Genomic DNA, 16,310 nt, shown 5'->3' with positions numbered 1-16,310 from the left:
CATCTAACAATTGGAGGAGCAGTTTTTATATGGCTAAATATACATCAGAAGAAAAATTACAAGCAGTTCTACGCTACATAGAAGGTAAAGAAAGTTCACATGAAATTGCTACATTAATTGGAACAGATCACAAAGCGATTCTTAATTGGGTGAAACAATATGAGTATAACGGCGTAGAAGCGTTTATAAAACGATATACAAATTATTCGGCACAGTTTAAACTAGACGTACTAAACTATATGATTGAAAACGGTACGTCCTTACTTGAAACGGCAGCTATCTTTAATATAGCTACTCCTTCTACACTTCGTTTTTGGAAAAAACAATTTGAAACAAAAGGATTCGATGCCCTTCAATCAAAGAAAAAGGGGCGTCCATCCATGAAAAAAGAAACAAATAAACAACCAAAACAAGCACCAGTAGAAGGCTCACCAGAAGCACTTCAAGCAGAAATCAATCGTCTACGTATGGAAAACGAATATTTAAAAAAGTTAAACGCCTTAGTTCAAGCCAAGGAAAAATCACCAAAGAAGACAAAGTAAACGTCATCTATGAATTAAGGCATAAATACTCGGTGAAGGCGCTTGTAGCGTTCGCAGAAATTCCACGTAGCACGTACTATGATTTAGTAAAGAAGATGAATCGTCCCGATCCAGATGCCGAGTTAAAGGCCGAAATTCAAGAAATCTATAAGGAACATGAAGGCCGTTATGGCTATCGTCGCATTCGTGATGAGCTAGCGAATCGTGGGCAAAAAGTGAATCATAAGAAAGTGCAAAGCCTGATGAAAGCGCTAAGCTTAAAGTGCATCGTTCGTATGAAAAAATATAAGTCATATAAAGGGACAGTTGGTAAAATTGCGCCTAACATTTTAGATCGCAATTTTACAGCAAAAGCGCCTAAAGAGAAATGGGTAACAGATATTACGGAGTTTAAGTTAATTGGTGAAAAGCTTTATTTATCGCCTGTTTTAGACTTATTTAATGGCGAAATTATTACGTATACAATTGGCTCTAGACCTACATATTCGTTAGTTTCAGAGATGGTAGAAAAGGCTTTAGAGCGGTTGCCAGAAGAACACCAGCTCCTCATGCATTCCGATCAAGGCTGGCATTATCAAATGAAACAATATCGCCACGCCCTTCAATCAAGAGGGATTGTGCAAAGTATGTCGCGTAAAGGCAACTGTTACGACAATTCTGTCATGGAGAATTTCTTTGGCATCATGAAATCGGAATTTCTCTATTTAAAGGAATTTAAAAGTGTCGAGCATTTTAAAAAGGAACTGGAAAACTATATAAACTATTACAACACGAAACGTATGAAGGCAAAATTAAAAATGAGTCCAGTGCAGTACCGAACTCATTTTACCCAAGCTGTCTAAACAAAATAACCGTGTCTAACTTTTAGGGGTCACTTCACTTTTAACAGAAGGGGGTTTTTTAAAAACAAAAAGCGATTTTTGCCTAGGCAAAAATCGCTACTTTTTATTTCACATTGTCAAATCGTTTGTAGGCTACTAATTTAGAAGACCAATAAGAGTACGTAACATCTGAAATTTCTACACCATCTGTACCTGCATGAATGAATTTATTATCACCGAGATAAATTCCCATATGAGAAATACCTTCTTTATACGTATTCTCGAAGAATACTAAATCACCAGGTACCGGATTTTCTACATGCGTTGTATTTCCATAAAAATAACCTTCACTGCTTGCTCTTCCTATTTTTAAACCACCTTGATTAAAGGCATAAAAAATAAAACCACTACAATCTAGGCCTACAGGTGTATTTCCACCGTATAGATAGGGTGTTCCAACTAAAGTATTGGCAACTTCAACTGTTTTGTTATAAATCGCTTGTCCATTAGCTGTAGGATCTTTTGAGGTTACTTTTGATGGGGTGCCCGTACCTGAAGTCACATTATTATGTATAGTATCACCATCGGGTATCACTGCGCCTGGAGAAACCTTTAAGACTTGTCCAATAAAAATTGTGTCCTTTTCAAGCTTATTCCAATCCATAATATCCTTAATTGTCACATTATACAGCTTTGCGATTTTTGATAATGTGTCACCTTTCGCTACTGTATGTGAGCTAGTTGTTGGCTTTACAGATGTTGATGGAGTGGAGGGCTTTACTCCCTCATTCTTTGATTGCTTTTGTATCTCAAGCTTTTGAGCTACATAAATCGTATCTTTCGATAGATTATTCCACTTCATAATATCCCCAATCGTGACTTGATGATTTTGGGCGATTTTCGTTAAAGTATCTCCTTTTTGTACAGTATATGTTGCTGCTTCCGCTGTTTGTAATGCTAAAAATGAAGTTGCTAAAGTACTTAGAACAAGAATTCTCCATTTTTTTGTCTTTTGCATACCAAAGTGCCTCCGTTCGTGCTAGAATATTCTCTTGTGTGTCTATCATACTAGATAACTATGGCATGAAAAATCGGAAAAACTGACTATTTTTCAAACATTATAGGAAACTTATAGAATACGACGAAATCCGACTATATTGAAATACTATTTTCGTTGCAAGATTAGTGTTCCTATGATAACATACACTTCTGTATTTAAAATTTTTAGAAAGTTTTAGCTTTTCAATCTTAAAGGAGTTATTATACTTATGAAAAACATCTTGCATTTCATCAAAGGAAATTTAGCAGTAGGATTACTACTATTTGCCTTGTTCTTGGGTGCTGGTAATATTATTTTCCCACCATTATTAGGCCAACAAGCAGGTGAAAACATCACTGTAGCTATGATTGGTTTCCTTATAACAGGTGTTGGTCTACCATTATTAGCGATTGTTGCTGTTGCCAAAGCAGGAGGCGACTTACAACTGCTTGCTAACCGTGTTAGCCCTGCTTTTGGGGTGATTTTCACCTCCATTGTCTACTTAGCAATTGGACCATTCTTTGCTGTACCACGAACAGGATCTGTGTCCTATGAAATAGGCATTGCTCCGTTTCTCTCAGAAGCTATGAGGGATCATTGGGCGCCACTTTTCATCACATCTATTTTGTTTTTTACTTTAATTTTATATTTATCTATTAATCCTTCGAAGCTCGTCGATCGAGTAGGTAAAATTTTAACACCTGCCCTGCTTTTCGTTATTTTATTGCTTGCTGTTAAAAGTTTTATTTCTCCAATGGGAGAACCAGGAGAAGCTGTTGGCAACTATAAAGTGTCACCTTTAGCTGAAGGCTTTGTACAAGGTTACTTAACGATGGATGTTCTAAGTGCTCTTGTTTTTGGTATCGTCATTTTACAGGCCCTGCGTGATATGGGGATGAAGGATACAAGAAAACAAGTAAAAACTACGATTTTTGCGGGTGTCGTTGCCGCTATTGGTTTATCCTTTGTTTATATCTCTCTAGGGCATATTGGTAACACAAGTATCACTGCAATTGGTATCTCTGATAATGGCGGAAATATTATTGCAAAATCAGCTGAGGTACTCTTTGGTAGCCTTGGAAGTATTATTTTGTCTGCGACTATTTTACTAGCATGTATATCAACGGCTGTTGGTTTATTAACTGCTAATGCACAATTTTTCCATAAACTCTTCCCTCAAATTTCATACAAAACGTTTTTAGTGGTCTTCACTATTTTTAGTACAGCTATTACAAATGTGGGACTTTCAACAATAATTAGTGCATCACTACCTGTGCTATTAATCATTTATCCTTTAGCTATGGTGTTAATGGTCTTGTCACTAGCAGATCACTTCTTTAAAGGTGGACAAATTGTTTATATTTTAGCGCTCGTTCCAACTTTCCTTGTCAGTCTATATGATGGCTTAAAACAAATGAAAGTTGAAATTACGCCTTATGAAACTATCCTGAAAGCATTGCCAATGTATGAACAAAATTTAGGGTGGCTTTTACCAGCTATTGTGGGCGCAGTAATCGGTTTTATTATTCATAAATTGAAAAATAAATAATTTATAAGAATCTACTTGCCTATAGCGACAAGTAGATTCTTTTTCTAGTCCACCACGATAGCTATAGCTTCATGTATAATAAAAATCAGATACTCAATTGCATAATGTAACCATCCAATTAATACCATAAAATGCTACATTTTATTTTGAGTTCTAGAAAAGAGGTGTCCAATGAAAAAGTTAATATGGTCATTCGCATTTGTTCTAGGCTTCTTCCTTCTCCCTTTTACAAGCACTCAAGCGGCTGAAAATGATCAACAGCTTATCAAGGAGATTAAGGAGATTGTTAAAGATACTTATGTTGGAACAATTGATGGAAACTTAGAGAAGGCTACATCCATCTCAGAAATCATGGATATGCTTGATCCTTACTCAACCTACTTCACTAAACAAGAATTTGAAAATTATATGAATAGCATTAACCTATCTACTATAGGTATAGGTGTGGTGATTGAAGAACACGAAGATGGCATTCATATTTTACAAGTAATCGAAGGCAGTGGCGCATTTGAGGCTGGGGTTCAGGCTGGAGATATCATCATTGGCGTTAATGGTGAATCCATTATCGGGCGTTCTACACAAGAGACCTCCTCCCTTTTAATCGGTAATGAAGGGACTAAGGTAGAAGTTACATTAAAGAATAGTGATGGTTCAAAAACTACTAAAACTATTACACGTAAAAAATTCACATTACCGAATGTACAAACTGATCTGCTATTTGGAAATGTGGGCTATATTTCGTTGGCTTCCTTTTCAGAGGATGGTGCACAGCTTGTCAAAAATGCGCTGATAGACTTAAAAAAACGTGGTGCAACATCGTTTATCTTAGATTTACAAAATAATGGTGGCGGTTATGTGACAACAGCTGAAGAACTTACAGGATTATTTCCATCTGCTAAAGTTGCCTATTTATTAGAAGAAGCTCACGCCTCTTATACCATACCAGCAGTTCAACAAGATACAAAGTTTCCTAAAGATACCCGTATTCTTGTAAACCGCTATAGTGCAAGTGCTTCTGAAATGCTTTCCGCATCACTAAAAGACCAGAAAGCTGCTATTTTATACGGAGAAACAACCTATGGGAAAGGTGCTATGCAAGGTTTTTATACATTACATGATGGAAGCTATTTAAAGCTTACAGTTGGTAAATTTACAGGTCCAGCTGGTCATATTATCCATGAAGTAGGCGTTAAACCAAATGTTCAAACCACAACAGCACCTATTTTCCAGGCACATTATGATGCATTGAAGGAGAAATATCCTAAATATAAACAACTCTCCACGGTAAAAAATATTGCTGATACGAAAAAATTCACAGTGAAATTTCCTACAGCACTTACTTCTCAAATCGCTAAGAGCAACATTCAACTGGTTGCTTTAGGAGCTAAGGAAGTACCCGTAACAGTTAAATTTGAAGGGCGTTCATTAACTATTACTCCTAAGAGTGCTTTATTAACGGATCAGGAATATATGCTACTTATTCACCCAAATGCACGTAGCAAAAATCAAAAAGGCTACTATCAGCATATAAGAATAAACAAATAAAAAAACCTGTCATCGACAGTAAAAATCGATGACAGGTTTTTTATATCACTTCTTTTGTTTTCCGGTTCTATAATAAATGTTGGGGTTTTTAAACAATTTCTAAAATAAAAATGCACAACATCACCTATTTTACTATACTTGAATTGTTGAGAAACAAGTTAGTAAAGGGGAGTTGTGCTGTATGAATTTTAACATGGAATTACCAGGATTTAAAGGAGTAAAGATTGAGGAAATTATCGAACAAGAGAATCGCATTTTGCTGTATATTTCAATGCCTATAAAGGAACATATTTGTCCCGAATGTGGTAAAAACACAACGAAAATTCATGATTATCGAATGCGTAAGATTGGACATCTTCCAATGTGGGGACGTTTAACGATATTGATGTATAAAGGTCGTCGCTATCGTTGTACTTGCGGAAAGCGTTTTTCCGAAAAAGCTCCATTTATCGAGCGTTATCAACGTTTTTCTAAAGAGGCAAATCAAGCTATGATCCTTCAATCTGTTAAAGCGAAAACATTTAAGGAAGCTGCAATCACACTTGGTACATCTATTTCTACAATACTTCGGAGATTCTACAAACAAACCAAAGTAGCGTTACCTGAAGGTTTTCGTTTACCAAAAGCCATTGCCATTGATGAGTATAAAGCGGATACGGATTCGGGAAAATATCAGCTGATTATAGCGAATGCGGAGACACATGAACCGATTGATATTTTACCGAATCGTCGACTACAAACAATAAAAGCTTACTTACAAAAATACGGTCAAGATGTGGAAGTTGTCGTTATGGATATGAATGGAAGCTTTAAAGCGGCTGTCTATCAAGCTTTAGCGAAACCGATTATTGTAGCAGATCGGTTCCATTATTGTCGGTATATTCACTGGGCTTTGGATGATGTCAGAAGAAAAGTTCAAAAAGAATGGCACGCCTATGATCGCAAAAAGTGTAAGAAAATGCGATTTGTTTTACATAAAAATTCAGCGAAATTAACTGAGGAAGAGCGTTGGTATTTAAATTATTATCTTGGTTTATCACCTGAATTGAAAAAAGCATATGAGTTAAAAGAAGATTATAAACATTGGTTTACACAGGCCAAAGAAGAAAAGGATATTCAAAAGATTAAAAATGGATTAGAAGCATTTTACCGTAAGGTAGAAGAGGCAACTATTCCTGCATTTAGAAAGCGAATACAAACGTTAAAAAACTGGCAGGTAGAAATCTTAAATAGCTTTGTATTCAACTATTCAAATGGTTTTTTAGAAGGTATTAATAATAAATCAAAAGTGCTCAAACGAAATGCTTATGGCTTCCGCAAATATGAGCACTTTAAAGCGAAAATATTATTAGGACACATGTATAGAAAAATAGGATTATATGTTGGGTGAGAAAATGAAACGAGCCGACCTGCCCCATCCATTGCTTCCTCGCTACGCTTCGTAAGCAATGGATGGGGCAGGAAAAGTGATTCTTGTAAACTAAAAAATTTACTTCTCTCGTTTGTCACCCCAACAATTGACAAAGGACCTGTTTTCCAAAAATATAATTGTACAATGTCATTTGCTAGTTCTGCAGGTAACCTTTTTTCTTCTAATAAATTCGTTATGATGAGTCTTTCTATTGATCCTACTAAACAATCTATCATAATTTTTATATCCACACTATACAGTTGTAGATCTTTGTCACAATCATGCAGATAAATAAGGTGGAGCAATTGCTGAGTCATTTGGTTTTTTACCAATTGTGCTTGCTTGGATTCAATAAAACCTATTTTTGTTAATTCAGGATTTTCAATTATGTATACGAACAGGTTCAATAGCTTTTGCTCTAATAGCGTGACAAAACCCTGTAATCCATATTCAATAATGTCCGTAGACTTACTATTCATTACTGCAAAGAATCCGCTTTGAAATTGCGCATTCAAATCGTTATAAAGGGCATCCTTGCTTTTAAAATAGAGATAAAAAGTAGGCTGAGTTACATTGGCAGCCTTTACAATGTCACTAATTTTGGTATGATGATAACCTTTATCAGAAAATAGCTCTATCGCTTTTTCAAGTAATAGTTTTTTACTTAGTTCTCCATTTGAATTAAATTTTCTGCCTCTTGCCATACTTTCCACCTTATCTTAGTTTAGAGTAGTCATATTTCCCTTTTCTATTGCTTATATAGACACACTATTCTAAATCAAAAGCAACTATAAATTCACAAAATGTACATAATTCACTCATGATTATATACCATTTTATTATAATACACCCTGTTTTTTTTTACTATAAACTACTATTAATATGATATTTATATTAATAAATGCAAAAGTGGATATCTAAGATTCGCTTCTAAGATATCCACTATCATTTATCCAATAAATTATATTGAAATATTATTAATTCCATAGACAATTCTTAAAAACCGCTCTCTTAAATACCAATATTATACATTTAATTAAATTAAGACATATAATAATCAACATAAAACAAATCTATTATTTTGAAAAGTCCTTTTTTTTGAAAAAAATTTTTTTAATTTTAATTTTTTTCATGAAAAAGTCAATGACTGCAATAGTTTTATCTCACTAACTGGCTTTGTAAAATATTTTTTCTGAAAATCAAACCATTTTACTTTTCAAAAAAAGTGTTATAATCGCCAAGAATTTAAAATTTTCATTCTTGGAGGCATATGATGGTATTACGTGACTTTTTCATTTACTTATCAGAGAACAAATTATTAAACAGCGCTGCACAAAAGTATGGTTTAAAAATGGGTGCCCAAAGTGTTGTTGCTGGCACAAGTTTACCAGAAGTTGTGCAATCGATTAAAGAATTAAACAAGGCTAATATTTCTTGTACAGTTGATAATCTAGGCGAGTTCGTCTACGAAAAATCAGAGGCAACTGCTGCCAAAAATAATATTTTAGCTGTTGTACAAGCTATTCATGATGAACAGCTTGATGCACATATCTCACTTAAACCTTCACAATTGGGTTTAGATATTGATTACGCATTTTGCTATGAAAACTTAAAAGAAATCGTAGCTCTTGCACATCAATATAATATTTTCGTGAATTTTGATATGGAAAACTACGAGCGTTTACATAGCTCTTTTGAATTATTAGAGGAATTACACAAAGAGTATGATAACGTAGGAACAGTTATTCAAGCTTACTTCTTCGAATCAGAGGAAAATATTGAGAAATACAAAAACTTCCGCTTACGTATTGTAAAAGGTGCTTATAAAGAACCTGAAAATGTGGCTTATCAATCAAAAACTGATATTGACCATAATTACTTAAAACTAATTGAATATCATTTGCTACATGGTAAATTCACTTCGATTGCGACACACGACCATAATGTGATCAACCATGTAAAGCAATTTGTGAAACAACACAATATTCCAAATGAAAAATTCGAATTCCAAATGCTATACGGTTTCCGTAAAGAAATGCAGCTAGATCTTGCACGTGAAGGTTATAACTTCTGCACATATCTTCCATTCGGTAACGATTGGTACGGTTACTTTATGCGTCGTTTAGCAGAGCGCCCACAAAATGTAGCACTTGTAACAAAACAGGTATTTAACAAAAAAACGAACATGGCAATTGGCTTAGGAGCAGCAGCATTTGCCCTAGGTCGCCTTTCAAAAAAAGGGAAATAATTACACAAGCTTGAGACTATTCATCAGTTTAGTTTTGGGAACCTATCCAAAAAAGCGAAAACATCGTTAATCAATGTTTTCGCTTTTTTTATTGAGCTTATAGTTTTTAACACGATATTGGAGACTTTGTCGACGAATTCCCAATGCAGCAGCCGTTTTAGAAATATTTCCTTGATGAAAATCTAATGCCTTTGAAATATAGTACTCCTCTACCTCTTTCATATAGACATCTAATGGTCGAATATCCTGTTGATTTTTAATGACAAACAAATCACTCGTAGAAACCTCTTTTTCCGTCTCCTCACAAGCGCTTTGGATTTTCCATTTAAAATGCACTGGCAGCATATGTGATTCCACTATCGTTTCATTGGTGATCAATGAGGTAATTTCATCCAGCAAGACTTCTAATTCCTTTAAATTTCCCGGCCAATCGTATTTTAAAAAAGTATCTCGCACTTCATCTGAAAGCCCTTGAATAGATGAGCCAAAGCTATCACGATGCCTTTTGAAATAATCATCGATAAAAGGCATAATATCCTCTTTTCTTTCTCGTAAAGGAGGCACATAAATCGTAATACCAGAAAAAAGACGGTAAAGCTTTTTGGATAGCTCATGCTTTTGAATTAAATCAATTGGATCTTTGCCAACACTAGCAATTAAAACATGCTGATGATTAGGATGATTATTTAAAAGTTCAACAATCTTTTCTTGTGCCTCTAGAGATAAATATTCAATGCGCTCAGCAAAGAAGGTTATTTTCTCCTTTTCCACAATATATTTTTCAAATTGCTTTAATACCGTTTTCTCATCTCGACGGCAAATTAAAGCAATAAACATATCATTTTGCACCTTTAGATCATGATGTATTCCCTCAGCAACCATATCAATCCCAGTACCTGATTCCCCTATTAACACAACAGGCATTCTACTTAGCGCCACAATTTTTGCTTTTTCAATGACATCCTTCATGACGGGTGACACAGCCGTGATGATGTCAAATGTCAATGGTGCGCCATATCTTCTTAGAGGCTGATACATCATGTATTCAAGCTGTGTTATATCTCGGGCAAATTCCACAGCGCCTATTAAAGAGCCTTCATAGTGCAACGGATAAATATTGCTTATGTAGGTCACTTCTTGATTTTTTTTATTCCAATACGTTTTTTTTATATTGTGCACTGGCGTTTCAGAGCTGAGGACCTTATAAATATCACTTTTTTCGATTTCAAAATCAATAATCTCTAAGGCTCGCCTCTCCTCAAACTCATCCTCATTGACGCCTTCCAATTCTCTCATTTTTTTATTGTATATAAGCAATTTACCCTCTGTGTCTACCACACAAATGCCCATATCGCCTTTTTCAATGACGTATTTATAAATACTTAGTAGTACCTTGTTATCCATTTTGTCCTCCTGTAATCCATTAAGCTTATTCTAACACCAATATGAAAAGCAGATGCAAAAATTAAAAAAGTTTTAAAATTTGAGTTGATTAATGCCAAATTATATTGCATTATATAATTAACACAATCTTAAGAGGTGCATAATCATTTGGCACCATTTATCCATGGGGAGGAAACTGACATGATTCCATACAAACACGAACCATTCACAGATTTTTCACAAGAGGCAAACTACAATGCTTATGTAGAGGCTTTAAATAAAGTTGAAGGTTACTTAGGTCAAGACTATCCACTCATTATCGGTGGCGAGCGCATTACAACAGAAGATAAAATCGTTTCGTACAATCCTGCAAAGAAAACAGAAGTCATTGGTCGCGTGTCAAAAGCGAGCAAAGATTTAGCTGAAAAAGCGATGCAAGCGGCAGATGAAACATTCAAAACGTGGAAAAAAGTTGATCCAGCGATTCGTGCGGACGTTCTATTCAAAGCGGCAGCAATCGTACGTCGTCGTAAACATGAATTCTCTGCTTTATTAACAAAAGAAGCTGGTAAACCATGGGCAGAGGCTGATGCAGATACAGCAGAAGCAATCGACTTCATGGAATACTACGGTCGCCAAATGCTACGCATTAAAGACGGGCAACCAGTCGAAAGTCGTCCAGGCGAATACAACCGTTATGACTACATTCCATTAGGAATCGGTATCGTGATTTCCCCTTGGAACTTCCCATTTGCCATCATGGCTGGTACAACAGTCGCTGCTTTAGTAACAGGGAATACAGTGTTATTAAAACCAGCTTCAACAACGCCAGTTGTAGCATATAAATTTATCGAAGTATTAGAAGAAGCTGGTCTTCCAGCAGGAGCGGTGAACTTCGTACCAGGTTCTGGTGCTGAAGTAGGTGACTACTTAGTTGATCATCCAAAAACACGCTTCATCAGCTTCACAGGTTCACGTGATGTCGGCTTACGTATCAACCAACGTGCATCTGTGTTAAATGAAGGCCAAATTTGGATTAAACGTGTTATCGCTGAAATGGGCGGTAAAGATACAATCGTAGTGGATAAAGAAGCAGATTTAGAATTAGCTGCACAATCCATCGTGAAATCAGCATTTGGTTTCTCAGGTCAAAAATGTTCAGCATGTTCTCGTGCTGTCATCGTAGAAGATGTGTATGAGCAAGTGGTAAATCGCGTAGAAGAGTTAACAAACGCTTTAACAGTGGGTGACCCAACTGATTACAGCAATTTCATGGCAACAGTAATTGACCAAGCAGCATTCAATAAAATTACAGAGTACATTGAAATCGGTAAAGGCGAAGGTCGTTTAGTAGCTGGGGGTACAGCAGACGATTCAGTCGGTTACTTCGTACAACCAACTGTGTTTGCGGACGTAGATCCTTCTGCTCGTATTATGAAAGAAGAAATCTTCGGACCAGTCGTAGCGATTGCAAAAGCAAAAGATTTCGACCATGCGATTGAAATTGCAAACGATACAGAATACGGTTTAACAGGCGCTGTTATCACAACAAACCGTATGAACCTAGAAAAAGCACGTCAAGAATTCCATGTAGGAAACCTTTACTTCAACCGTGGCTGTACAGGTGCAATCGTAGGTTACCAACCATTCGGTGGCTTCAACATGTCAGGTACAGACTCAAAAGCAGGTGGCCCAGACTACCTACAACTGCATATGCAAGCAAAAACAACTTCAGAAATGCTTTAATCATTACTTCAATAAAATGCCGTACATTGTTTCTTAGTAAGCAATGTACGGCATTATTTTTTAGGGTTAACACAAATGACATATATAATAGAAGAAACTCATGTGAATTTCGGTTCACCTTCCTTCCCCTATTTAAAACGGTTCTATAATAAATGTTGGGGTTTTTAAACAATTTCTAAAATAAAAATGCACAACATCACCTATTTTACTATACTTGAATTGTTGAGAAACAAGTTAGTAAAGGGGAGTTGTGCTGTATGAATTTTAACATGGAATTACCAGGATTTAAAGGAGTAAAGATTGAGGAAATTATCGAACAAGAGAATCGCATTTTGCTGTATATTTCAATGCCTATAAAGGAACATATTTGTCCCGAATGTGGTAAAAACACAACGAAAATTCATGATTATCGAATGCGTAAGATTGGACATCTTCCAATGTGGGGACGTTTAACGATATTGATGTATAAAGGTCGTCGCTATCGTTGTACTTGCGGAAAGCGTTTTTCCGAAAAAGCTCCATTTATCGAGCGTTATCAACGTTTTTCTAAAGAGGCAAATCAAGCTATGATCCTTCAATCTGTTAAAGCGAAAACATTTAAGGAAGCTGCAATCACACTTGGTACATCTATTTCTACAATACTTCGGAGATTCTACAAACAAACCAAAGTAGCGTTACCTGAAGGTTTTCGTTTACCAAAAGCCATTGCCATTGATGAGTATAAAGCGGATACGGATTCGGGAAAATATCAGCTGATTATAGCGAATGCGGAGACACATGAACCGATTGATATTTTACCGAATCGTCGACTACAAACAATAAAAGCTTACTTACAAAAATACGGTCAAGATGTGGAAGTTGTCGTTATGGATATGAATGGAAGCTTTAAAGCGGCTGTCTATCAAGCTTTAGCGAAACCGATTATTGTAGCAGATCGGTTCCATTATTGTCGGTATATTCACTGGGCTTTGGATGATGTCAGAAGAAAAGTTCAAAAAGAATGGCACGCCTATGATCGCAAAAAGTGTAAGAAAATGCGATTTGTTTTACATAAAAATTCAGCGAAATTAACTGAGGAAGAGCGTTGGTATTTAAATTATTATCTTGGTTTATCACCTGAATTGAAAAAAGCATATGAGTTAAAAGAAGATTATAAACATTGGTTTACACAGGCCAAAGAAGAAAAGGATATTCAAAAGATTAAAAATGGATTAGAAGCATTTTACCGTAAGGTAGAAGAGGCAACTATTCCTGCATTTAGAAAGCGAATACAAACGTTAAAAAACTGGCAGGTAGAAATCTTAAATAGCTTTGTATTCAACTATTCAAATGGTTTTTTAGAAGGTATTAATAATAAATCAAAAGTGCTCAAACGAAATGCTTATGGCTTCCGCAAATATGAGCACTTTAAAGCGAAAATATTATTAGGACACATGTATAGAAAAATAGGATTATATGTTGGGTGAGAAAATGAAACGAGCCGACCTGCCCCATCCATTGCTTCCTCGCTACGCTTCGTAAGCAATGGATGGGGCAGGAAAAGTGATTCTTGTAAACTAAAAAATTTACTTCTCTCGTTTGTCACCCCAACAATTGACAAAGGACCTTTAAAACTAACTCACACTTCAAATTATAAAAGCATACTTATTGCCTATAAAGGGCTGGTATATTTTATGGTATTTCTAACATTTGACCCTTATCTTGCTTGTGTAACTTTGTTAAAATGATATCAGTTTAGGAGGGTAAAACTATGAAAAAACTATCAATTTTTATGTTGCTCATGATGCTTGTTAGTCTAGTCATTTGGCAACCCCAATCGGTCTCTGCAGATGAGCTATCAGGACATATGCATGAGAGTGGTTTGCGCTATTTAATTCAGAAAGACGCATTGCTGAAGGATGCAAATGGAAGCTATCGTCCAAATGCTACGGTTACACGCGGTGAATTCGCCACATACATAGCAAAAGCTTTAGATTTGGACACAAAGAACGAGATAACGTTTACAGATGTGTCAGACACATATTTATTTGCAAATGAAATTAAGCTTGCCGCTACTGCTGGAATTATTACTGGCTATACGGATGGCTCATTTAAGCCAGATGACCGTATTTCAAGAGAGCATATGGCAGTGATGCTAATCAGAGCAGTTGATTATTTAAAAATACCAAAAGGTACTTCTTCTATTACCTTCAAAGACAATGCAACTATTTTTAAAGATTTCCGTCAGGATGTTGCAATCGGTGCACAATTAGGACTTATTAAAGGAAGCTCCAATGGCATGTTTTTACCAAGAGACAATGCCACAATTGGTGAGGCATCGACATTTATTCTACGATTAATTCTTCTTGCTGATCAGCTTGATGCTGGTAAAAATGAAAACAATGGTAACTCCGAAAATAACGGTAATACTAATAATAATGGGAACAACAATAATACTGGTAATAATGGTAATACTACCACATATATCGTCAAAGAAATTTCTAATGGTAACTTGGTAGACAAGCAAACCTTTACTAGCTTTGAAGCAGCTGAAAAGGCGATGACGAATAGTTCCTTCGTGATTACTCAAAATGATAAAGTTATTAAAATGACTTCAGGCTATGTTGTAACGAATAATTATGTTGCTCTAAATTCTGAAACCATTAAGGATCAAATCGCAGTTGCGGGTAATACAGAAATGGAGTATCTAGGTAGTGATGCCACACAAGTTAAAGTACGCTTAGCTGGTCATACTGGCTATTTAAAGCAGGCTGACGTTAGCTTAATTCCTTCTGCTTTAGTGAAAGGCCGTTCTTATTACACAAATGAGTACGGTGAAATAAAACATACCTTATATGATTATAAAACCAATAAATATTCTGCTAGTTACGTGTATGGCAAGGCACCTAGCTTTATGAAGCAGGGTGAGAAATACTTTAGCTGGGATGGCATTAACTTTACCAATGCTGATGGTTCTTCAAAGGGAGAAGCCTATAACTACTATCAATTCTTACCCGCTCGTGCTACAACTCAATATACAGCAGATGAGCTAGATCAATATATTGTGGGAAAATTAGCGGAGGTTGAAAGCTCAGGTGCTTCGATTTATAAAAATGCCACAACTAAAAGTAAACTACTTGGTTTAGGCTCTGTATTAAAAGAAGTGGAAGCAAATTCTCATATCAATGCTATGCTTATTTTATCTCTAGCACAGCATGAGAGTGCCTATGGTATGAGTGATCACGCGCAAAACCTAAACAATCTATTTGGATTATATGTCTATGATACGAATCCTCTGAACAAGAAGTTTGATAGTGTCGAAGCCAATATTTATGAGTTGGTTGAAAAATTCTTACAGCCAAATTATATTACGCCAGGTGGACGTTATACCAATGGCGCAGTTGTTGGCTCTAAGGCTATCGGCTTCAATGTAAAATACGCTTCAGATCCATTCTGGGGCGCAAAAATTGCAGGACATTACTATCGTGCAGAAAAAGCTCTAGGCTTTAAAGATGCGAATAATCCTTATAAAATTGCACTCACAACAACGGCTGGACTGAATGTTCGTGCAGATGCATCAACAAGTCAAAGTCCGCTCTTCACATTTAGTAAGAGTAATATGCCTGTCATCGTCACAGATACTAGCTCTAACGGTTGGTATCAAGTTGTTTCGGATAAACTAAACACTGAACCAGGATATATAAGTAAGGATTATATTAAATTCATCAATACTGCGAAATAATGTAAATGGCTGTCTCTAATAAATGAGACAGCCATTTATTGTTGTTGAAAAAAGATAAAGTCACTAGCAAAAAAGGCCTTTTCATAAGGCAGGAGGTGGATTTCCGTTCCGCCAGCGATCTTTCAAGGGGACGTCCGATGAGCAGCTTCACTTACTTACGTTCGCTCCAGGGTATCCTCTGTGACGCTAGCTCCACTCCAATCACCCATGTGCAAAAGTGTCTTTTCCTTATCTTTCATACTAGCTAGCCGTAGCAATCAATTTAGCTATTATTTGTATGATTAGAGAAAATTTTATAGCCATTT

11 protein-coding genes are annotated in these 16,310 nt (G+C 35.9%); 8 read left to right on the top strand and 3 right to left on the bottom strand.

Going from position 1 to position 16,310, the window contains the following annotated elements:
• The first annotated feature begins 29 nt into the window (after window positions 1-29).
• Window positions 30-1,384, top strand: a protein-coding gene (locus tag MHB39_RS03430) for an IS3 family transposase (RefSeq protein WP_342545853.1) whose coding sequence is annotated in 2 segments (ribosomal slippage) — window positions 30-498 and window positions 498-1,384 — 1,356 coding nt in all. Because the reading frame shifts where the segments join, the coding sequence is not laid out codon by codon here.
• A 103-nt stretch (window positions 1,385-1,487) separates the two neighbouring features.
• On the opposite strand, the gene MHB39_RS03425 is transcribed toward MHB39_RS03430, so the two are convergent.
• Window positions 1,488-2,381 (bottom strand): C40 family peptidase, encoded by an 894-nt coding sequence (locus MHB39_RS03425; protein ID WP_016993741.1) that lies wholly within the window; start codon window positions 2,379-2,381, stop codon window positions 1,488-1,490.
• Window positions 2,382-2,631: 250 nt separating this feature from the next.
• Here MHB39_RS03425 and brnQ point away from each other — a divergent pair, with 250 nt between their 5' ends.
• From brnQ to MHB39_RS03410, 3 genes are all read left to right on the top strand, one after another.
• Entirely contained in the window at window positions 2,632-3,951 is a 1,320-nt protein-coding gene (gene brnQ, locus MHB39_RS03420) for a branched-chain amino acid transport system II carrier protein (RefSeq protein WP_342545852.1), read from the top strand.
• Between the two features lie 171 nt (window positions 3,952-4,122).
• Window positions 4,123-5,496: a S41 family peptidase gene (locus tag MHB39_RS03415; protein ID WP_342545851.1), complete on the top strand. Its 1,374-nt coding sequence runs from the start codon at window positions 4,123-4,125 to the stop codon at window positions 5,494-5,496.
• Between the two features lie 181 nt (window positions 5,497-5,677).
• Window positions 5,678-6,886, top strand: a complete 1,209-nt coding sequence (locus MHB39_RS03410; RefSeq protein ID WP_342545650.1) for an ISL3 family transposase — start codon at window positions 5,678-5,680, stop codon at window positions 6,884-6,886.
• Here the strand turns inward: MHB39_RS03410 and MHB39_RS03405 are convergent.
• A complete protein-coding gene (locus tag MHB39_RS03405; protein ID WP_342545850.1) occupies window positions 6,802-7,611 on the bottom strand; it encodes a helix-turn-helix domain-containing protein in 810 nt (269 codons plus the stop codon). The genes MHB39_RS03410 and MHB39_RS03405 overlap by 85 nt on opposite strands.
• 569 nt (window positions 7,612-8,180) lie before the next feature.
• On the opposite strand from MHB39_RS03405, the gene MHB39_RS03400 reads away from it, so the two are divergent.
• The gene (locus MHB39_RS03400) at window positions 8,181-9,155 is read left to right on the top strand and encodes a proline dehydrogenase family protein (RefSeq protein WP_036074906.1); all 975 of its coding nucleotides are present in this window, start codon (window positions 8,181-8,183) and stop codon (window positions 9,153-9,155) included.
• 66 nt (window positions 9,156-9,221) lie between these two features.
• On the opposite strand, the gene MHB39_RS03395 is transcribed toward MHB39_RS03400, so the two are convergent.
• Entirely contained in the window at window positions 9,222-10,559 is a 1,338-nt protein-coding gene (locus tag MHB39_RS03395) for a sigma 54-interacting transcriptional regulator (RefSeq protein WP_333006698.1), read from the bottom strand.
• A 180-nt stretch (window positions 10,560-10,739) separates the two neighbouring features.
• Here MHB39_RS03395 and pruA point away from each other — a divergent pair, with 180 nt between their 5' ends.
• The 3 genes from pruA to MHB39_RS03380 all read left to right on the top strand — a co-directional run bounded on the left by pruA (window position 10,740) and on the right by MHB39_RS03380 (window position 16,005).
• On the top strand, window positions 10,740-12,284 hold the full coding sequence (gene pruA, locus MHB39_RS03390) for an L-glutamate gamma-semialdehyde dehydrogenase (protein ID WP_342545849.1): 1,545 nt from the start codon (window positions 10,740-10,742) through the stop codon (window positions 12,282-12,284).
• A gap of 257 nt (window positions 12,285-12,541) precedes the next feature.
• Window positions 12,542-13,750 (top strand): ISL3 family transposase, encoded by a 1,209-nt coding sequence (locus tag MHB39_RS03385; protein WP_342545650.1) that lies wholly within the window; start codon window positions 12,542-12,544, stop codon window positions 13,748-13,750.
• Between the two features lie 284 nt (window positions 13,751-14,034).
• Window positions 14,035-16,005, top strand: coding sequence for an S-layer homology domain-containing protein (locus tag MHB39_RS03380; RefSeq protein ID WP_342545848.1), 1,971 nt, complete (start codon window positions 14,035-14,037; stop codon window positions 16,003-16,005).
• Window positions 16,006-16,310 lie beyond the last annotated feature (305 nt).

This window comes from Lysinibacillus sp. FSL K6-4013 (genome assembly GCF_038630435.1).
GTDB classification, from domain to species: Bacteria; Bacillota; Bacilli; order Bacillales_A; family Planococcaceae; genus Lysinibacillus; species Lysinibacillus boronitolerans.
The sequence above is the reverse complement of the archived record's forward strand: the minus strand, read 5'-3'. Positions and strand labels throughout refer to the sequence as shown.

Excerpts from the sequence above, each read along its gene's own strand:
- MHB39_RS03405 (WP_342545850.1), bottom strand. The coding sequence starts at position 7,611 with ATGGCAAGAGGCAGAAAATTTAATTCAAATGGAGAACTAAGTAAAAAA.
- MHB39_RS03395 (WP_333006698.1), bottom strand. The coding sequence starts at position 10,559 with ATGGATAACAAGGTACTACTAAGTATTTATAAATACGTCATTGAAAAA.
- pruA (WP_342545849.1), top strand. The coding sequence starts at position 10,740 with ATGATTCCATACAAACACGAACCATTCACAGATTTTTCACAAGAGGCA.
- MHB39_RS03415 (WP_342545851.1), top strand. The coding sequence starts at position 4,123 with ATGAAAAAGTTAATATGGTCATTCGCATTTGTTCTAGGCTTCTTCCTT.
- MHB39_RS03425 (WP_016993741.1), bottom strand. The coding sequence starts at position 2,381 with ATGCAAAAGACAAAAAAATGGAGAATTCTTGTTCTAAGTACTTTAGCA.
- MHB39_RS03385 (WP_342545650.1), top strand. The coding sequence starts at position 12,542 with ATGAATTTTAACATGGAATTACCAGGATTTAAAGGAGTAAAGATTGAG.
- MHB39_RS03380 (WP_342545848.1), top strand. The coding sequence starts at position 14,035 with ATGAAAAAACTATCAATTTTTATGTTGCTCATGATGCTTGTTAGTCTA.
- brnQ (WP_342545852.1), top strand. The coding sequence starts at position 2,632 with ATGAAAAACATCTTGCATTTCATCAAAGGAAATTTAGCAGTAGGATTA.
- MHB39_RS03410 (WP_342545650.1), top strand. The coding sequence starts at position 5,678 with ATGAATTTTAACATGGAATTACCAGGATTTAAAGGAGTAAAGATTGAG.
- MHB39_RS03400 (WP_036074906.1), top strand. The coding sequence starts at position 8,181 with ATGGTATTACGTGACTTTTTCATTTACTTATCAGAGAACAAATTATTA.